Source organism: Flavobacterium sp. GW821-FHT12A05 (assembly GCF_058807735.1).
The window spans coordinates 369,885-387,057 of record NZ_JBXAQY010000005.1; the positions used below are offsets into that span (position 1 = coordinate 369,885).

General features: G+C 35.1%; 23 protein-coding genes. All 23 read right to left on the reverse strand.

The window, feature by feature from the left end; all coding sequences use genetic code 11:
• Window positions 1–423, reverse strand: coding sequence for a DUF1801 domain-containing protein (locus AC1RRQ_RS13890; protein WP_493023634.1), 423 nt, complete (start codon window positions 421–423; stop codon window positions 1–3).
• A 1-nt stretch (window position 424) separates the two neighbouring features.
• Complete coding sequence (locus AC1RRQ_RS13895) at window positions 425–1,465, reverse strand: serine hydrolase domain-containing protein (RefSeq protein WP_493023635.1); 1,041 nt, start codon at window positions 1,463–1,465, stop codon at window positions 425–427.
• A 122-nt stretch (window positions 1,466–1,587) separates the two neighbouring features.
• Window positions 1,588–1,956: a nuclear transport factor 2 family protein gene (locus AC1RRQ_RS13900; RefSeq protein ID WP_493023636.1), complete on the reverse strand. Its 369-nt coding sequence runs from the start codon at window positions 1,954–1,956 to the stop codon at window positions 1,588–1,590.
• Window positions 1,957–2,029: 73 nt separating this feature from the next.
• On the reverse strand, window positions 2,030–2,245 hold the full coding sequence (locus AC1RRQ_RS13905) for an ArsR family transcriptional regulator (protein ID WP_493023637.1): 216 nt from the start codon (window positions 2,243–2,245) through the stop codon (window positions 2,030–2,032).
• Between the two features lie 11 nt (window positions 2,246–2,256).
• Entirely contained in the window at window positions 2,257–2,670 is a 414-nt protein-coding gene (locus AC1RRQ_RS13910) for a hypothetical protein (protein WP_493023638.1), read from the reverse strand.
• Window positions 2,671–2,730: 60 nt separating this feature from the next.
• Window positions 2,731–3,645: a helix-turn-helix domain-containing protein gene (locus tag AC1RRQ_RS13915; protein WP_493023639.1), complete on the reverse strand. Its 915-nt coding sequence runs from the start codon at window positions 3,643–3,645 to the stop codon at window positions 2,731–2,733.
• Between the two features lie 12 nt (window positions 3,646–3,657).
• Window positions 3,658–4,554 (reverse strand): NmrA family NAD(P)-binding protein, encoded by an 897-nt coding sequence (locus tag AC1RRQ_RS13920; protein ID WP_493023640.1) that lies wholly within the window; start codon window positions 4,552–4,554, stop codon window positions 3,658–3,660.
• Between the two features lie 226 nt (window positions 4,555–4,780).
• Window positions 4,781–5,266, reverse strand: a complete 486-nt coding sequence (locus AC1RRQ_RS13925) for an SRPBCC family protein (RefSeq protein WP_493023641.1) — start codon at window positions 5,264–5,266, stop codon at window positions 4,781–4,783.
• A 180-nt stretch (window positions 5,267–5,446) separates the two neighbouring features.
• Window positions 5,447–5,863: a 3-hydroxyacyl-ACP dehydratase FabZ family protein gene (locus tag AC1RRQ_RS13930; RefSeq protein WP_493023642.1), complete on the reverse strand. Its 417-nt coding sequence runs from the start codon at window positions 5,861–5,863 to the stop codon at window positions 5,447–5,449.
• A gap of 229 nt (window positions 5,864–6,092) precedes the next feature.
• Window positions 6,093–6,299: a helix-turn-helix domain-containing protein gene (locus AC1RRQ_RS13935; protein WP_173971866.1), complete on the reverse strand. Its 207-nt coding sequence runs from the start codon at window positions 6,297–6,299 to the stop codon at window positions 6,093–6,095.
• A gap of 3 nt (window positions 6,300–6,302) precedes the next feature.
• Window positions 6,303–6,842, reverse strand: a complete 540-nt coding sequence (locus AC1RRQ_RS13940; protein ID WP_493023643.1) for a hypothetical protein — start codon at window positions 6,840–6,842, stop codon at window positions 6,303–6,305.
• Between the two features lie 286 nt (window positions 6,843–7,128).
• Window positions 7,129–7,518 carry a DUF1801 domain-containing protein gene (locus tag AC1RRQ_RS13945; protein WP_493023644.1) on the reverse strand — a complete coding sequence of 130 codons (390 nt, stop codon included), beginning with the start codon at window positions 7,516–7,518 and terminating at the stop codon, window positions 7,129–7,131.
• Between the two features lie 21 nt (window positions 7,519–7,539).
• A complete protein-coding gene (locus AC1RRQ_RS13950) occupies window positions 7,540–7,971 on the reverse strand; it encodes a GNAT family N-acetyltransferase (protein ID WP_493023645.1) in 432 nt (143 codons plus the stop codon).
• A gap of 201 nt (window positions 7,972–8,172) precedes the next feature.
• Entirely contained in the window at window positions 8,173–8,547 is a 375-nt protein-coding gene (locus AC1RRQ_RS13955; protein ID WP_493023646.1) for a YdeI/OmpD-associated family protein, read from the reverse strand.
• Between the two features lie 105 nt (window positions 8,548–8,652).
• Window positions 8,653–9,555, reverse strand: coding sequence for an arginase family protein (locus AC1RRQ_RS13960; RefSeq protein WP_493023647.1), 903 nt, complete (start codon window positions 9,553–9,555; stop codon window positions 8,653–8,655).
• Between the two features lie 284 nt (window positions 9,556–9,839).
• Window positions 9,840–10,487, reverse strand: a complete 648-nt coding sequence (locus AC1RRQ_RS13965) for a suppressor of fused domain protein (RefSeq protein ID WP_493023648.1) — start codon at window positions 10,485–10,487, stop codon at window positions 9,840–9,842.
• A 136-nt stretch (window positions 10,488–10,623) separates the two neighbouring features.
• Window positions 10,624–11,115 carry a TPM domain-containing protein gene (locus AC1RRQ_RS13970; RefSeq protein ID WP_493023649.1) on the reverse strand — a complete coding sequence of 164 codons (492 nt, stop codon included), beginning with the start codon at window positions 11,113–11,115 and terminating at the stop codon, window positions 10,624–10,626.
• A gap of 141 nt (window positions 11,116–11,256) precedes the next feature.
• Window positions 11,257–12,006 (reverse strand): YegJ family protein, encoded by a 750-nt coding sequence (locus AC1RRQ_RS13975; protein ID WP_493023650.1) that lies wholly within the window; start codon window positions 12,004–12,006, stop codon window positions 11,257–11,259.
• A gap of 88 nt (window positions 12,007–12,094) precedes the next feature.
• Window positions 12,095–13,054 (reverse strand): DUF6620 family protein, encoded by a 960-nt coding sequence (locus tag AC1RRQ_RS13980; protein WP_493023651.1) that lies wholly within the window; start codon window positions 13,052–13,054, stop codon window positions 12,095–12,097.
• Between the two features lie 27 nt (window positions 13,055–13,081).
• Entirely contained in the window at window positions 13,082–14,017 is a 936-nt protein-coding gene (locus AC1RRQ_RS13985; RefSeq protein ID WP_493023652.1) for a hypothetical protein, read from the reverse strand.
• 12 nt (window positions 14,018–14,029) lie between these two features.
• Window positions 14,030–14,272, reverse strand: coding sequence for a hypothetical protein (locus AC1RRQ_RS13990; protein WP_493023653.1), 243 nt, complete (start codon window positions 14,270–14,272; stop codon window positions 14,030–14,032).
• Window positions 14,272–15,225, reverse strand: coding sequence for an SPFH domain-containing protein (locus AC1RRQ_RS13995; RefSeq protein WP_493023654.1), 954 nt, complete (start codon window positions 15,223–15,225; stop codon window positions 14,272–14,274). The genes AC1RRQ_RS13990 and AC1RRQ_RS13995 overlap by 1 nt, the downstream gene beginning before the upstream one ends.
• A 244-nt stretch (window positions 15,226–15,469) precedes the next feature.
• On the reverse strand, window positions 15,470–16,858 hold the full coding sequence (lpdA, locus tag AC1RRQ_RS14000) for a dihydrolipoyl dehydrogenase (RefSeq protein WP_219071086.1): 1,389 nt from the start codon (window positions 16,856–16,858) through the stop codon (window positions 15,470–15,472).
• Between the last annotated feature and the right edge of the window lie 315 nt (window positions 16,859–17,173).

Here is a 17,173-nt window from a genome sequence, read left to right on the forward strand (position 1 = left end):
TTACTTTGATGGATATAAATTGTGGGTATAATCAATCGAAAGCAAAATTATTTTTTTTAAGATTTCGATGTCGATATCGGCTAATTTCTTGATATAAATACAGGCTTTTGATACTTTGTGTTTTCCTAGTTTCGAAAAATAAGCTTCTCTTTCTTTTTCGGGCAAATAGAAATAAACGGTCATTGCTGCTTTTCTGGGAGAAAAACCAGCCAAAGGAGCATCGCCTTCATGTCCGCTGGCATATATGTAATGATAAGTTCCAAAACCAATAATGCTCGGTCCCCACATTTTGGGCTCAAAACCGGTTAATTCCTGCATTATTTTCAGCAGTTCAAAAGCGTCATTTCTTTTGGTTTCGTCAGGAACAGCATTGATAAAATCAATGACACTGCTTTCGGTTTCTGTGGTTTTATTTTTAGCCATTTTACTTTTTATTTAATAAATCGCTTTTGAATAAGATGTTTTTGATCTTAAATCCAGAAGCATAAAACAAATTAGAATCTTCCGGCATCTGATTTTCCAATAGAATCAAACTCACATCACTTTCTGGGAAATACAAATTTACAGAAGAAAATCCATCTCCTAAACCTGTATGTCCAAGGTATTTTACAGGCTCTTTTTCGATTATGCGAATTCCATAACCGTATGGTTCTTTTTCTTTTCCGAATAAATTATGCTGCGACAAAATAGTATTTGCTGTAAAAAGCTTGTACGATTCTGGTTTGAGGATTTTTCCTTTATGAAGATTATTGTTCCAGACTGTCAGATCTGATACGGTCGAAATAATGCCATCTGCGCCTAAATTTTCTGATGTAATAAACGTTTCGCCGACAGGAACTAAAACATTTTTTTCGTTATAGTATCCCTTTGCAAGATTCTGGATTTTATCTTTTGAATAACAAAAGGTATGGCTCATTTTTAATTTCTTAAACAGAGTTTCGGCAACTTCGGTATAACTTTTTTTGGTGCTGAATTCTACAATTTTCCCTAATAAACTAAAATTCAGATTTCCGTATTTAAATTGCGTTCCAGGTTTAAACTCTAATGGTTTTTGCAAATCGACAATTCCGTGCGAATGATTTAAAAGCTGATGAACGGTAACAGAATCTGCCCAAGTTTGTGTTAGTTCTGGTAAATATTTTTTGATAGGAGCATTCAAATCGACTTTTCCTTTTTCAACTTCCAATAAAATCAAAACTGCTGCAATTTGCTTGCTGTTTGACATGATTTCGAATTGTGTGTCTAATTTCAAAGGTTTTTTAGTTTCTAAATTCGAATATCCTTTAACTTCAGAATACAATGTTTTTCCGTTTTGTGAAATCAAAACCACGCCATTAAATTTAGGATTAGAATTTTGAAGTATACTGTCGATACTTTTTTTGTAATCCTCTTTTTTTTGTGCCGATGAAGTGCAAGAAGTGAAAATTAGAATTGTTAATAAAGAAATTTTGACGATGAAGTTCATTGATTATTAATGGTTAATTATTAATTGTGAATTATTAATTGTGAAAAATTAAGATTAGGATTTAGGTGTAAATTTGAGTTTTGTTTTTGAATTATAATTAACCATTAATAATTAACCATTAACTAAAACATTCCATTTTCATTAATCATTTCGGTTGGAATTGGTTGTCCCATATCCCAGAGCTCAATAATTTTATCTGATTCGAATTTAAAGATGTGTACAACAACAAATCCCGAATCGTCTGCATTTTGTTTTAGATGCGAATGCACGGCAACAAAATCATGATCGGCAATGGTATGGTGGATTTCGAAGATTTTATTGGGATTTTTTCTGGCCGATTCTTCCATGGCCAGCATTAAAGTATCGGCATCGCCTTTAAAATGGACATTATGATGCTTGAAATTTTCTCCAACATAAAGCCTGAATGCCTCATGCGGATGTCCGCTTGCAGCAAGTTTTAAGAAGTTTTGTGCAATTTCTTTCTTAGTCATAATGTAAAGGATTAAACAGCAAACTAAGTTATGAAAATTACAGGTACACTTTTAATTAAAAAAACCGGAAATTTTATAAATTTTCCGGTTTTATTTCTGATATATCGATACCTAGTTTTGTAAATTCTTTTTGGCCTAAATCAGTAATATAAAAGTGTTTGTCGGCTGGGTTTTTCTTGGTAATCCAGCCTTTTTCGGCAAACGTTACGGCAAGCAGCTGGCCGAGTTTTCCACCAATATGTTCGTAGCACATTTTTGCCGGTTTCTGTTTTGTTTCTTTCTCGTTCATTTTTTCTGAATTTATTCTTTACTGCGAACCAATCTTAAGGCCAGATAAGCCATTGGAATATAAGCAAAAACCAAATCGACAACGGTAAACCACATTGGCGACGGAAGTGAGCAGACGCTTACAATTCCTCCCAACAGAAAGAATGCTCCAATAATTAAGGCTAATTTCTTTTTATGATTAAAAGCGATAAAAGCTGTTGTAACTGCTCCTGCAAATGTCCCGATGGCGTGTGCCAGAAAAGGAAAGATAAAATGTTTGGCCTCAAATAAATGCATTGTTTTTTGAAGACCTTCCATCGTAGTATTATCAGCACCGTTTGGCGGCGGAATAATCGATCCGCTTATTAGAATAATGCTCATATTAACAATACTTCCAACGATGATTCCGGCAATTACAGCCAGAACATTCCTTAAAATTGGATTCATAAATTTTTCAGTTTAGTTTTACGAATTTATGAAATTATAAATTGTTTTGCTAAAATGTTTTTAATTGAAGGATTGTCTGAATTCTAACGGAGAAACGGCTGTTTTAGTTTTAAATAATTTACTGAAAGACTGCTGATGCTCAAAACCTAATTCGAATGCAATTTCGCTTACCGATAAAGTGGTTGTCGAAAGTTTTTCTTTTGCTTTTTCGATTAATTTATTGTGAATGTGGTGCTGGGTGCTCTGTCCTGTGTAATGTTTCAGTAAACCGCTTAAATAATTGGGCGAAACATTTAAGTTTTCGGCAATGTACTGCACAGTCGGGAGTCCTTTTTTAGAAAGTGAATCATTGTTAAAATAATCTTCTAGTAGTTTTTCTAAACGTGCCAATATTTGATGATTGCTTATTTTACGGGTAATAAACTGCCTGTTATAAAAACGTTCTGAGTAAGTGAGTAATAACTCGATTTGGGCAATAATAACATCCTGACTGAATTTGTCAATATTAGACTGATATTCCTGCTGGATGTTTTTAATGATGTCGATGCTCATTTTTTCTTCTTTATCAGAAAGATGGAGTGCTTCATGAACCGAATATCCAAAGTATTCGTACTGCTTTATTTTCTGCGCAAGCGGCGTATTCCATAAAAAATCAGGATGGATCAATAATGACCATCCTGTATGCTGTAACTCGGCATTTCCTTCAATAGAAAAAACCTGACCCGGTGCAATAAATAACATAACACCTTCTTTAAAATCATATTCCTGCTGGCCGTAGCGCATGGTGGCGTTGGCGTGTCTTTTTAATGCGATGCAGTAAAAATCAAGAATGAGGCTTTTGGGTTCATTTTCTTTGAGATATTTTAAATCTTCAAAATTATAAACGCTTACTAAAGGGTGTTCAGGTTTTGGCAAATCTCGAAACTCATGAAATTCGCTGATGCTTTTTATTCTATAGGGTTGTTGATTTGCCATAGCCTAAGTTACTTATTTTTGGTTATAAATTGCTGCAAATTCTTTGGCATAATCTGCCAGTTTTGTTTTTCCTAAAACTGCAGGTTTATTTTTGTTGTAATCTTCGCTTAGTAAACCGCTGTAAAGTCCGGCGTACATTTCGACCAAACCTGTTGCAATTTTAGGCTGCATCCCAACAGAAACTAATCCGTTTAAGACTTCTTCGTCGCTTATTAACTGCCATTTTAAATCGGGTTTTCCAATGGCTTCGCCGAGAATGCGGGCAGTTTCTTGTCCGTTTAGTTCTTCGCTTGCTACATAACGGACTTTTTTTCCGTCAAGCGGATTTGTGATTTCCTCGGCAATAGCTTCGGCAATATCATTTGGAGAAACCCACGGAATCAATTCATCACCTCCATAATTTACGCTAATAGCACCTTGATTTTTGATCATAGGGATATAAGCCAGCAAATTGTAATAGAAAGAAGTAGGACGCATAAAAGTAATCGAAACATCTGAAAGCTGCTTTAAAACGGCTTCGATTTCGTTGTAACGCATGATAATTCCTGAGTTTTTTTCTAAATGTGCTCCAATACTGCTCAGGAAAACAACACGTTTTACGCCAGATTGTTTGATGGCCTGTGCATAAGTATTTCCAATTTTGCGGGTAAAGGCATCCAAATCAAGATTTGGGTCAAAATAATTGGCACGCGGAATCATGCAGTAAACGGCATCTGCTTCTGTAAAAGTTTGAGTTAAAAAGCCCAAATCTTCTACAGAACCAATTGCTGCTTTTGCACCTAATTTTTCAATTTCTTTTTGTCTTTCGGTACTGCTGGTGATTACCGTAACCGAATGTCCTTTTTCTACTAATGTTGCAGCCAATGGCTTGCTGATGTTCCCTAAAGAACCTGTAATTATAATTTTCATCTGTTCTAATTTTTGATATTACAAAGTTGCGCAACATCAAAATGACAGCTGTAGCCAAATCTACTATTGTTGTAGCTGAAAAAAGGTTCTAAGTTACTGAGGTGCTAAGGTGCTGAGTTTTTGCCACAGATTATAAGATTGACTTAGATTTTTTTAATCATTTAATCTGTGGCAAAAAAATAAGCAGTGAAAACCTGTTTAATCTGTAAAATCGGCGGGCAAAATTTTAGCTTTGAGATAACTTTTTTTCGTTTTCAGTTTGGGGTTTTCCGGTTGCGTTGGGTTCGCCTTTTCCGGTTGTAATCAGCTTTTTTAAACTGTTCTGAATGTAGTTGGTCCAGGCGCCCTGGCATATTTCAAAACATTCGTATTCTGAAGTTAGGCCAAAGTGTGTAAAACGAAGTTCTGTTTTTCCTTCTTTTTCGGTGATTTCAAAAGTTGGTTTTGTTCCTGTCCATTCGGTTTTGTCCTGAGTAAATTTAAAATAGTTTTCTTCGACCAGCCAGACAATTTTCTGATTCGGAATAACTTCAATCAATTTAATTTTACAGCGATGAACATCTTCATAATGATAGTTAAATTCATCGTTTAATTGAGCTGTATTTCCTTCTATTTCTTCTGACCACCAGCCGCGGACATTGGTAACGGCATCAAAAACTTCTTTTGGAGATTTATCGACTATAATTGCGGTAGTAAAATCTGTTGCACTCATTTTGTGATTTTTAAAAGTTGAATATCAAATTTATTCTTTAAAAATCAATAAGTTAGGTTTGGATAAGACAATTTAGAGGGGGATTTCGGACAAAGATTAATTTTAGACTTTAGACTTTAGATTTTAGAGTTTAGACTTTAGAATTTAGATTTTGGAATTTGGAATTTTCAAATTTAAACTTTAGTTAGATAGTTTAATACACATCCAGCTTGCTTTTAAAACTACTTTGTCGTCAATGTAAGCGGTACCTTGTTGTTTTATTATTTTTTCGCTTAAGCGAATGTTTTCGACTACAAATTTTACCTGATCGTCAAATTTGGCTTCGTGGTAGAATTCGGCATTTTCGATGCTTACTAAACCAAAAATTCCATCGGTTACGCCTAAAAGTTTTACGCCTGCGCCACCGCATTGTGCCATAGCTTCTATTAATATGGTTCCGGGAATAAAATCAAGTTCAGGAAAACTGCCTTTAAGCCAATAATCTTTTTCTGTAAATGTTTTAATGCCAATTATTTCTTCTTTGGTATAGGATAAAACTTCGTCAACAAAAAGAAATGGGGCTCTATGCGGAATAAGATTTTCTATATTTTTTGCCATCATTGTAGTTTTTGGTCTTTGCAATATAAGGAAAATCAGGGGATCATAAAAGCGACTTACTTTAATTTGACATTATTTTTAGTGCTTCATTAAACTTTTAACAAAATTGGTTTTTTATGCTTAACTAAAATAGCTTTTAATTCTTTCAATGGCTTTTTCAATTTGTAAAATAAAAATAAAGAGAACTTAAAGTTCTCTTTGATATGAAATAGAAATAAAATCAATTGAATTATTCGGGGATAAATTCTAAAATATCTCCCGGCTGGCATTCTAAAACTTTGCAAATTGCTTCGAGCGTACTAAACCGAACGGCTTTTGCTTTGCCTGTTTTTAATATCGAAAGATTCGAAAGCGTCAGGTCGACTTTTTCCGAAAGTTCATTTAATGACATTTTTCGTTTTGCCATCATAACGTCTAGATTTACTATAATTGGCATAATTTATATGGTTAATTCGCTTTCGTTTTGCAGTTCAATTCCTTTTGCAAAAAGCTGTGAGATGAAATATAAAATACCGGCAAAAAATAGAAAGGCATCTCCAAGACCAATATGTTCCATTAAATGTGGCAGCTGGATTCCCATGGCAGTAAATTTTCCCGAATACGAAACTGTTACGTTACTCAAAATACCCACAATTAGCGAAAAACCACTCATTTTTTGAATCAGTTTTCCAATGGTTTCATGAAACGGACTAACAAAATTAATTTTTAGGAAAATCTGAATTACCGCATAAAATATTAGAGCTTCAAAAATGGTAATTGCAGTGATGCAGAAAACCATAATCGAGTAATCGATTTGGTCGTAAGCTTTTAATGCTGACAAATCTAAACCTAAAGGCAGATTTTTTGCTCCAACTTCACTAATAAACATGCTAACTCCGTATGAGGCCAAAAGCGAACCTGCTTTAATGCAAAGTCCAATAAAAGCAATCCATGACACGACGTTCAGGAGCTTTAAAATGTAAGCTGATTTTGTTGACATAATATTTTTGATTTAAAATAAGTATGCCACAAAGATATATAAATTTATTGTTTATCGATAAATATTTATTTTTTATTAATTAAAATTTACCTTTATTTAATCAGGAGCAGGAAAAATAAGGTTTTATAATAGCCAGTTGTCCCGCTGTCCGCTATATTCCCGATTAACAAAAACTACGGCTAAAAAGCCTTGTTTTTCTAAATCGGGAGATACCGCTTCCATCGGGGCTATGAGAGTCCTTTTTTAATTTATAAGTACCTGAGAAATGTGAGATTTGGAATGTATTTTATTTCAGCCGAATTAAAACGCCTTTTCGTTTTACGATGTTTTTATAATCCCATTGAATGTTTCTGGCTTTGTCGAGCCAACGTTTTAAATCATCAAGATTAATTTGATCAACATTTGTGTAACGGGCTTCTGCGGCTTTAAAACTTCCTTCGTTTTGAAGTCCTGTTTCATCAAAAGATTGTCCGCTCCAGAATAACAGCCTGACAGAATCTTTTAATTTACTGTATCCGGCAACGGGATTTCCGTCTAAAAACCAAACCGGATGCCGATGCCAGATTTTACTTTCGGCTTCGTGCAGGAAATCGTTAATTTGAGAACTTAAAATATCACATATTTTTTTGTCTTCAACGCTTTGAGAATCGTTGTATGCCTGGATTTCCTGATTCATGGTTTTTAGGTTTTGTGTTGGTTAACTTATGTCTTGAGATAACTCAAATAATATAAAAGCTCCGTTACTGGATTGTCCTTTTTCTTTTTCGACAAAACCTTTGTGTTTGTAGAATTCAATGGCTACTAAATTGTTCTCGAGACATTTTAAGGTTAATGGTAATTGAGTTGCAGCAATTGCGGCTTTTATTAAGGCTGTTCCAACTTTTTTGCCTTGATGTTTTTTATCTATATAAAGATGATGAATGAAACGGGTAGGCATCCAGATTGAAATAAAACCTACGGGAATGTCGTCTATAAGAGCTGTTAAGATATATTCTCCGCGGGTACTTTTTTCGAAATCGTCTAATTGAAATTCTGAAGTGTCAAGCCATAAAAAAGTTCTTTGTCTTTCTTTTAAGAATAGTTCTTTTAAGGCATCGTAGTCTTTATTTCTGGCTTCTACTATTTTCATTGAGAACGCTAAAGGTTTAGATTGTGGTTTTGGTTAAACTAAAATACAAATTAAAGCTGAGGTACGACAAAAGTAATTCTGAAAACAGTTTGCGTTAGGGATGGAAGCGGCATCTCCCGATTTAGAAAAACAAGGCTTTTTAGCCGTAGTTTTTGTTAATCGGGAATATAGCGGACAGCCCGACCGAAGGGAACGCCCATATTAGTCTTTAACCCATTTTCCTTTTTCTTTTGCAATGTCTATTAATTTCTGGCCGTGTTCAGTCATTAAGCCTTCTTCAATCATGCGTTCGGCTCTTTCTATGTTGGGTTTGCTCCATTTGCTGGTTTTAGGATTACGATGCGAGAAGGTGAGATAATAACTCTCGGCATCGCGTTTTTTGCACAAACTGTCGATCCAGCCAAAACAAAGGGCTTCTTCTGTTGCTTCGATTAGTTTAACGCTTTCGGTTTTACTTTTTTTGTGAAATAAAATCAGCCAAACCGATTTCTCGTTTGTACTATTTTCTGTTAACCATTTGCGCCAGTCGGCTCTGGTTGGCGCATATACTGCTAATTTTCCGTCTTTCGTTTCCATAAATCTTATTTTTAAGTAAAAGTAAAATGGGAGGATGACAACGGTTTGTCAGTAGTAAAAATAATATTAAAATATTGATTATTTGATGTTTATGCTTTTTGAAATTTAATTATTGAAATTTTCATTAAAAGTCGAAGTGATATTGGCAACAAAATCTTTTGTGTATTGCGCGGTTTCGTCTAAATCCGGATCGAGAATCGTTATTTCGAGTCCGCTTAGTTTTGGGCTTTGAAACAAATAAGAGGTAAGCTCATTAAACTCATCATAGGTTAAACCATCCGGAGTTCTACTGTCTACGCAGGGCATTATCGAGTCGTTTAAAACATCAACATCAATATGAAGCCAGAAACCGTCGAGCTTTTTATTTTCGACTTCCAGAAGAAAGGCTTGTACTGTATTTTTTATGCCTTGTTTTCGTAAATCCTGAAGACTTAAATATGTTGCTGCAGATTTTTTGATTTCATTTTCGTATTCGTCGTCGTATTCGCGATTGCCTGCGCACCAAAGGTTTTCTTCTTTTATGTATGGAGATAGATTGAGAATATTGGTTAGTTTTTCTGGTCCGTTTCCGGTTACGATGGAGGCGATCATACCGCCAACACCGCCGGTTTCAGATAGAGAAATATTCATAAAATCTGTATGGCCGTCGAGGTAAAATAAACCGTAATTGCCTTTTTGCTTTAAAGCCATTGCAGTTCCTAAAAGAATACTGCAATCGCCGCCTAGTATAAAAGGAAATTTATTGGCACTTAGTAAATTGTTTATTAAATAAGCCTGTTCTCTGGCATAAGTAACTAGCGAATCTGCGTTTAGAATATTGGTTTCGGGATCTTTTATGCTGGAATATCTGGGCGGATCTAGTCGTATGATATTTTTGGCTTTTACAGTTTTATGCAAATTGTGTTTCCACAACCAATCTGGTAATCGATTTACGCCTGGTTCTTTGCCTGGCTGGGGTTCTTTTAGACCTAAATTAGAAGTAAACTCAACAATGCATATTTCTTTCATAACCTTATTATTTACGCATAAAGTTATTAAAATAAATGCCTTTGAAATATTTTTTAACAGAGCAAAATTTATATCGCTCATAAAGATGCTCCGGAGGAGCAAAATAGCTATAGCATAATTTGACCTCTCTTGTATAAAGCCCCAGCGGGGCTGTATATTTTAAAACCGACAGCTATTTCGCTCCGCTGGAGCTTTAAATCTTTTTCGTAATTCTTATCTATAAATATTTTGCTCCTCCGGAGCATTTTTAGTAGTAATTCGCGGGGTGTAATTTGTGAAAAAAATTACAACGAACGATTTAAATCCGTAATTAACAACGGATTGTTTTCTTTTAGTTTATTTACTAATTCTTCGACTGTTTCCGGTTTTTCTTTTAACTGTTCGTATTCTGTTTCTGTTATTCCAACAATCTGCAGGAATGAAACTTCGCCGTGAGGAGTTTGTTTCTTTTCTATTTCGGGATCGTTTACAAAAAGTAAAGCGACAATAGCTGTTTCGGTATCAAGTCTTATTGGGCCGTTGGCAGGCATATAGTGAAATTCTTCAAACCAATTACCGCTGTCAAATACATATTTAGCAATGTTTTGTAAAAGTGCTACAGCCCAGCTTGGGTTTCCGTTATCGGCTTCAAAAGGTTTTAGTCTAAAGGTAAGTTCAAATCCCCATTTGCTGAAATCGCCGTTTACTTTTTCTTCGTTATAATACAATTCAGAAAAGCCGTAGGTTATAAAATGAAAGTGATCTTCCTGATTTTTACTTTCGTAAATGCTTATGCCGTCAAGCGGACTTTCGCCTCCTAACATATACGATATTGCGGGCGCGTAATGTTTGGGTTCCTGATTAGGATAAAGGCGTTCAAATTCTTTATCAATTTCAAGCCATCCAACGGCATCATCTTCGGTGAATTCTTTTTTATAATCTTCTAAATTCATCACTTTTAATTTTGGGATTAATACTTGGACAAGATATTGTTTTTAGGACAGAAAATTAAAATTATTTGTTATTTGAAGTTTAAAAAAACATAAAAAAAATCCGATTTGCATAAACAAATCGGATTCTCTATTATTGTTATTCCAGCTTTTTCATGAGCTCTGTTGTTCCTACTTCCAGAGCTTTGTAATAATCGCCTTTTTTCAATTCCGGAAGCATATAGGTGGATACGATATCTTTCATTTGCTGATCGCTCATTTTAAAACGCAGCTTATCGACTCCCTGAACCTGAATTTGTCTTAATTGCTTGCTTAGAATGATTAAAATAGAAGTGTCTATTTTTAATTGAGAAACTAAATATTTATCTAAATCTGCTGAATAGTCTGTTAAATCCGTATAAGGTGCTATTGTAGGCGTTATAATGATCAGGACTTTGCTTTTTGTTTTGGCTTCTCCGGCTTTTAAAAAATCATTTAAACCCTTTAGCTGAGCTGAAGTAAGGATTTTTTCAAAATCATTTACATAATCGTATGATTTTGCAAATGTTTTTACTCCTTCCGGGTTAATTTGTGCAAAAAGGGCAGAAGGTAAAAAAAGTGAAATTGTTAAAATGAACAATAATTTTTTCATGGCAGATATGTTTTGGGTGCCGCAAAATTAGTGCTTTATTATTAAAAGTCAGTCTCTAAATTGTTACTATAAATCAAATTTTATTTTAGTAAAATAAAAAAGAATCCGATTTGCTTTTACAAATCGGATTTTAGAGGTTTTTTATTGCAATAAAGGAATTAAATGTTCCCAGTTTAATTGTTTGGCAAAATCAAGTGCGGTCTTGCCATTTGCGGTTTGAGCTTTAGTATCTACGCCTGATTCGAGTAAAACTTCAACCGAGGTTTTGTTTCCGGCAATTGTTTCGCGATGTAAAAAAGTATAGCCTAATTCATCAGTTGCAGTAAGTTCTTCGGGATTATTTTTCACAAAATCAATAAGGCTCTCTCTCATGTTTTTACTCATTGGATGTTCTACAAGATTTTCCGGTTTTTCTTTTTGATCTGAAACAACCCAAATGTCATTGTAATCTCCAAACTCTAAGCCCCAGGCATCGTCGTGGTCTTGTCTTTCGTCTTCCTCCATTTCTGAGCGCATGGCGTGTATGGTAAAAGCTCCGTAAGTTTTTCCCTGAACGGCAAATAACCAGTCGCTTATTTGATTTACGGGTATTTGTACTTCGTCGCCATTATTGACATTGGTTAAGTCATTGGGTTGATTTACGAGGATTCCGTAGATTGTATCGCCATCAAAATTGATATCGTTAATCCACATGTGTTCGACTATGGTTTCTCCGTCTATATCTTGTGTAAAAGCCAGTTTTACGCAGGCAACATCCAGTCCTGGAACTATACGGCGGTATTCCCACGATAATTCTCTCCAGAAATATTTAAATGTTTCTTGTGCTTTTTTGTATGCTTCGATCATTTTTGGACTTTCTCCGTCGGCAAAGAATGTGGGTGTGTTTTCCATTATGTATTATTTTATGTGAGTTTTAAACGAATAAAAAACCGATTTGTTTTCACAAATCGGCCTTTTTATAATTAAAGAAAAAGCAGGTTTAGAAATTTACATCGTCGGCAATATTACCGCCTTGTTCTGCTGCAAATTTTGTCGCATATTCTTTTTGTTTTTCTTGTTGATAATCATGGAATTCTGTTATATCTGCTGCATTCCAGTTTTGGTTTTGCTCTGTCATCCATTGCATTGCAACAGATTGAAAATCGGCAAGATTAATTCCGAAGTTATCCAAAATCCATTGTGCACCGTCAATTCCATATTCGTAAGCGGCTTGTCTTGCACCAGCTAATTCTTCGTAGAAATAACGATCTGTTCTGATTTTTTCAAGATTAGCTGCTCCTTCTTCTGAAATTTCAGCTTTCAGATTTTCTAATTGTGGTACTGTTACGTTTTCAGCATAATATTGTCCGAACAAAGTCGTAACCGTAAATGAAGTATCTTCGCCCATACGCTGCGGCCAGATTGTATTTAATTCTTCCCAGATTATAGGTTCGAATCCCATTGCTTTGCAAACTTCAAGATAATCGACTCCGGCACTAATTTTAAGGCACATTGCAGTGTAAGTTCTTAAATCTACACCATGAACAGGCTCAAGAAATGGATTGTTATCGTCTACTTTTACAAATCCTGAAGTTTGAATTCCGCTGTATTTTAAAGAATTGGCGTGCTCAAAACGAATCATTTGATCTGAATCGCAGTTGTTCCATTCTGTATAAACTGTTCTTCTGTAATTAAAATAGATGTTCTGAATGTCTTTTTCTTCCAGATTTTCTCCGCCTGCACGTTCGTCTGCAATCCATGCTTCGGCTCTTTCGGCAACTTCGGCATCAAAATCTTCAACTGTATAATGTGTTCCGTGTAAAGTTTCCGGATCGTACTCTACTTCCTGATACTCATTTTCGTACTCATTTTCATAATTGTTATTTGAAGTTTGAGTTTGTTCGTAGTTTTGGTTTTCTTGTTTGTCTCCAGTTAGAGCTCCAAAAAGTTTTTTAAACATGGTCCTGTTTTTAAGTGGATTAATAAATTATTTGTTTTGCAATTGATTTTGATACATTTTTTCGTTGTGTTCTTTTAAATCTGGCGTAATGGAGTTCCATTCGTCGTACATGGCACGCAGATATACGTGATACAATTTGGGAGCATTTTTTATAACAAATTGTCGTTGTTGTTCGAGTTCGTCCATTTTTGTTTGAATTTCATGCAGCACTTTTTTGTCTGATTCGTGAATTTTACTCAAACTCAATTCATGACGCTGGTGATACAATTCGCGTTCTTTGTTGTTTTCGGTTTCAAAAGCTTCGTACAAATGCGCAGTTCTTTGTTCGGCCAAACCTCTTGCAATATGCTGTAGATTTCTGGCCTGTGTGCTTGGCGCAAATGTGTTTTGTGTTTTACAATATGGACATTCAATATAGGTTTCGATTAAAAAGATTTTCTCGATTTCGATATTCCCGCCGCATTGTGTACAGTTGAATTTATTTTTAATGGCTTCGTATTCGTCTACTATTTTTTGATATTCGATTTCGAGATCGCGTTCCTGAGTTTTTTCGATTTGGTTTCTCCAATACTCGTATTTGTTCTCAAAATCGTTATAACGCTCAGAACAATTGTTTCTGAAATCAGAAACCAGATTGTGGTGTTTGCTTAAAACCGAAATCTGCGAATTGTAATCGTAATAAACGTTTATTATTTTTTCGTCGTAGGTGTTTCTGGCTTTTTCTCTGATATTGGATAATTGGCCATTTACTCCCGAATAGACTTTATGGAAAGTTCTTTTGTATAAATCGTCATCGGTTTGCAGAATTTCTTTAAGTTCCGGAATGGCTGCTGTGGCAAATTCTTCCATTTTGGCTTCTAGTTTTTCTAAAAAACTAAACCATCTTTCCTGCGATTCCTGAAGTTCCGAATACCATTCCGGAGCGGCTTCTTCGTTTTTTTGTTTATTAAATAATCCGAACACTATCTTTTATATTTAAATTGAATTATCTTCTTTTTTAATGTAAACTCCGTCTGTAAGTTTTACAGATATGAACTCAAATCCGCAATAGGCGCAATGTGTTACACCGTCTTGTTTGGCTCTTCCGGCACCGCAGTTTGGACAGTCTCTGGCATTTAGCTGCGCGTCGTTAATTTCGGTTTCGCCGCCATAGTTGGATTGTTTTTTTGCATTTGCTTTGAGTTTGTCTAAAAACGAATTGACTTTTTTCTCTTCCATTACAATTGGCTTAATAATTCGGTTTTCTTGATCTTAAATTCGTCTTCGTCAATTAAACCGGCATCAAACAGCGATTTTAGTTTTTGAAGTTTAGAAGTTAAATCGTCTGTAGTTTCTTGCTTTGGCGTTTCTTTATTTTGTTGTAATTGATTGAGAAGGATTCCCATACTCAATGCATTTTGGGTTGCATCATGAAGTGCTGTTCCTTTATCGCCAATAGCAGCTGCGGTATTGAATTTGGTAAATTTATCCATATCGGTTACCATATTCATATTGGTGATTTTATCATAATGTGCCGTAACTTCTTCCGGAAGTGTTACGCTTGTAATGACAAATTGGGTTAATTCGACTCCTAATTGAAGAAAGTAGGGTTTAAGGTAAGGTTCTATTTTCTGGCCTAATTGGGTTATGTTTCCGGCAACATCTGTAATGGTGATGTTTTCATTGGCAAGAACTTCTCCAAATTTTGGCGCCACAAAATCTCTTAACTGATTTTGTAATTCAAAAATCGTAAGCTGTTCGTAAGTTCCGGCATATTGACGGAAGAATTTGGCGACATCCACAATTTTAATATCGAAACTTCCAAAAGCGCGCACTCTGATTTGACCAAATTGCGGATCATTAAGCAGAATAGGAGCGGGAGTTCCCCATTTATTATTGATAAATTGGTGTGTATTGAAAAAGTAAACATCGACTTTAAACGGACTTTCGAAACCGTATTTCCATCCTTTTAGTCTGCTTAAAACCGGAATGTTTTCTGTAGATAAGGTATAAAGCCCGGGAGAGAAAACATCTGCAAGCTGGCCTTCGTTTAAAAGCATTACCTGCTGGCTTTCGCGAACGGTTAGTTTTGCTCCGTTTTTTATTTCTTTATCTTCATCATAAAATTTCCACATAAGTAAATTTGGATTACTTGTTGCTGCTTCGATTATTTCTATAAAAGGTAATGCCATAAATTCTTATTTATAAAGAATAAAAATAAGAATTATAGGACGACTGCAATATTTTTTAATGTGAAGTTTTTAACAAATTTTTGTTTGTTGAATTTTTAGGTTTGTATTGTGGTTTTGAATTTGTGTTTGGATGATTCCTCGTTTCTCGAAATGACAAAATATGATGCATAAAAAAAATCCGATTTGTAAAACAAATCGGATTTAATTAATTGAGAATTATATATAACCGTAAAACGGTATAGTATTACAAGTGAATTACTTCGCCGTAAGCATCAGCTACAGCTTCCATAACAGCCTCGCTCATTGTTGGGTGAGGGTGGATCGATTTAAGGATTTCATGACCTGTAGTTTCTAGTTTACGAGCTACAACTGCTTCAGCAATCATATCTGTAACACCAGCACCAATCATGTGGCATCCTAACCATTCTCCGTATTTAGCATCGAAGATTACTTTTACGAATCCGTCAGCATTTCCAGCAGCTTTTGCTTTTCCAGAAGCTGAGAATGGGAATTTACCAATTTTTAATTCGTAACCTTTTTCTTTTGCTTGTTTTTCTGTTAAACCTACAGAAGCGATTTCCGGAGTTGCGTAAGTACAACCAGGAACGTTTCCGTAATCGATTGGGTCTACGTGTAAACCTTTAATTTTCTCCACACAGTTGATTCCTTCGGCAGAAGCTACGTGAGCTAAAGCCTGACCAGGAGTAACGTCTCCAATTGCGTAGTATCCTGGAATGTTAGTTGCGTTGTAAGCGTTTACTAAGATTTTATCTCTGTCAACAGCGATTCCAACTTCTTCTAATCCGATGTTTTCAATGTTTGTTTTGATTCCAACTGCCGAAAGTACGATGTCAGCTTCTAGAACTTCTTCTCCTTTTGCCGTTTTAACAAAAGCTTTAACTCCTGCACCAGTTGTGTCGATACGCTCAACAGATGAGTTAGTCATTACTTTAATTCCTGATTTTTTCAAAGAACGCTCAAATTGTTTTGAGATGTCTTCGTCTTCTACAGGAACTACGTTTGGCATAAATTCTACAATAGTAACATCTGTTCCCATTGAGTTGTAGAAGTGAGCAAACTCAACTCCAATTGCTCCAGAACCTACAATGATCATAGATTTTGGCTGCGTTGGTAATGTCATTGCCTGACGATATCCAATTACTTTTACACCATCTTGAGGTAAGTTTGGTAACTCACGAGAACGAGCACCAGTTGCGATGATAATGTGATCAGCACTGTATTCAGTAACTTTATTGTCTTTATCTGTAACGTCAAGTTTTTTTCCTGGTTTTAATTTTCCAAAACCTTCGATAACGTCAATTTTGTTTTTTTTCATCAAGAATTGAACTCCTTTACTCATTCCTTCAGCAACACCACGGCTTCTTTGAACAACAGCAGGGAAATCTTTATCGAATTCAGAAACTTTTAATCCGTAGTCAGAAGCGTGTTTTAAATAATCAAAAACCTGAGCTGATTTTAGTAATGCTTTTGTTGGGATACATCCCCAGTTTAAACATACACCACCAAGATTTTCTTTTTCAACTACAGCTACTTTAAAGCCCAATTGTGATGCTCTAATCGCAGTTACATATCCGCCAGGACCACTTCCTAAAACAATAACGTCGTATTTCATTTTTTTGGTTTTTAGTATTTACAATCGAAAAGGAGGTTAATATTTCCGAAACTCTCCTGCCGATTTTCTCTTTTGTTATTTGTGCTTGCGAATTTAAGGATTTATTTTAAAAAACGCTCGAAATTTTATTTTTACCCGTACCGATTTTGATCTTTTCACAGAAACTTAAGGAATTGTGAATTGTAAATTGTGAATTATGAAGTGATTTTTGTGATTTAGTGAAAAGTGATTAGTAATGAGTGATAAGTCATTTTGAAGAATAATTGTAAATTATAAATGGTGAATTGTTAATTAAGCATTTTACAGCCATTAACA

Bases quoted from the DNA above. Each gene is read 5' to 3' on its own strand.
- AC1RRQ_RS13890 (WP_493023634.1), bottom strand. From the start codon at position 423: ATGGCTAAAAATAAAACCACAGAAACCGAAAGCAGTGTCATTGATTTT.
- AC1RRQ_RS13895 (WP_493023635.1), bottom strand. From the start codon at position 1,465: ATGAACTTCATCGTCAAAATTTCTTTATTAACAATTCTAATTTTCACT.
- AC1RRQ_RS13900 (WP_493023636.1), bottom strand. From the start codon at position 1,956: ATGACTAAGAAAGAAATTGCACAAAACTTCTTAAAACTTGCTGCAAGC.
- AC1RRQ_RS13905 (WP_493023637.1), bottom strand. From the start codon at position 2,245: ATGAACGAGAAAGAAACAAAACAGAAACCGGCAAAAATGTGCTACGAA.
- AC1RRQ_RS13910 (WP_493023638.1), bottom strand. From the start codon at position 2,670: ATGAATCCAATTTTAAGGAATGTTCTGGCTGTAATTGCCGGAATCATC.
- AC1RRQ_RS13915 (WP_493023639.1), bottom strand. From the start codon at position 3,645: ATGGCAAATCAACAACCCTATAGAATAAAAAGCATCAGCGAATTTCAT.
- AC1RRQ_RS13920 (WP_493023640.1), bottom strand. From the start codon at position 4,554: ATGAAAATTATAATTACAGGTTCTTTAGGGAACATCAGCAAGCCATTG.
- AC1RRQ_RS13925 (WP_493023641.1), bottom strand. From the start codon at position 5,266: ATGAGTGCAACAGATTTTACTACCGCAATTATAGTCGATAAATCTCCA.
- AC1RRQ_RS13930 (WP_493023642.1), bottom strand. From the start codon at position 5,863: ATGGCAAAAAATATAGAAAATCTTATTCCGCATAGAGCCCCATTTCTT.
- AC1RRQ_RS13935 (WP_173971866.1), bottom strand. From the start codon at position 6,299: ATGCCAATTATAGTAAATCTAGACGTTATGATGGCAAAACGAAAAATG.
- AC1RRQ_RS13940 (WP_493023643.1), bottom strand. From the start codon at position 6,842: ATGTCAACAAAATCAGCTTACATTTTAAAGCTCCTGAACGTCGTGTCA.
- AC1RRQ_RS13945 (WP_493023644.1), bottom strand. From the start codon at position 7,518: ATGAATCAGGAAATCCAGGCATACAACGATTCTCAAAGCGTTGAAGAC.
- AC1RRQ_RS13950 (WP_493023645.1), bottom strand. From the start codon at position 7,971: ATGAAAATAGTAGAAGCCAGAAATAAAGACTACGATGCCTTAAAAGAA.
- AC1RRQ_RS13955 (WP_493023646.1), bottom strand. From the start codon at position 8,547: ATGGAAACGAAAGACGGAAAATTAGCAGTATATGCGCCAACCAGAGCC.
- AC1RRQ_RS13960 (WP_493023647.1), bottom strand. From the start codon at position 9,555: ATGAAAGAAATATGCATTGTTGAGTTTACTTCTAATTTAGGTCTAAAA.
- AC1RRQ_RS13965 (WP_493023648.1), bottom strand. From the start codon at position 10,487: ATGAATTTAGAAGATTATAAAAAAGAATTCACCGAAGATGATGCCGTT.
- AC1RRQ_RS13970 (WP_493023649.1), bottom strand. From the start codon at position 11,115: ATGAAAAAATTATTGTTCATTTTAACAATTTCACTTTTTTTACCTTCT.
- AC1RRQ_RS13975 (WP_493023650.1), bottom strand. From the start codon at position 12,006: ATGGAAAACACACCCACATTCTTTGCCGACGGAGAAAGTCCAAAAATG.
- AC1RRQ_RS13980 (WP_493023651.1), bottom strand. From the start codon at position 13,054: ATGTTTAAAAAACTTTTTGGAGCTCTAACTGGAGACAAACAAGAAAAC.
- AC1RRQ_RS13990 (WP_493023653.1), bottom strand. From the start codon at position 14,272: ATGGAAGAGAAAAAAGTCAATTCGTTTTTAGACAAACTCAAAGCAAAT.
- AC1RRQ_RS13995 (WP_493023654.1), bottom strand. From the start codon at position 15,225: ATGGCATTACCTTTTATAGAAATAATCGAAGCAGCAACAAGTAATCCA.
- lpdA (WP_219071086.1), bottom strand. From the start codon at position 16,858: ATGAAATACGACGTTATTGTTTTAGGAAGTGGTCCTGGCGGATATGTA.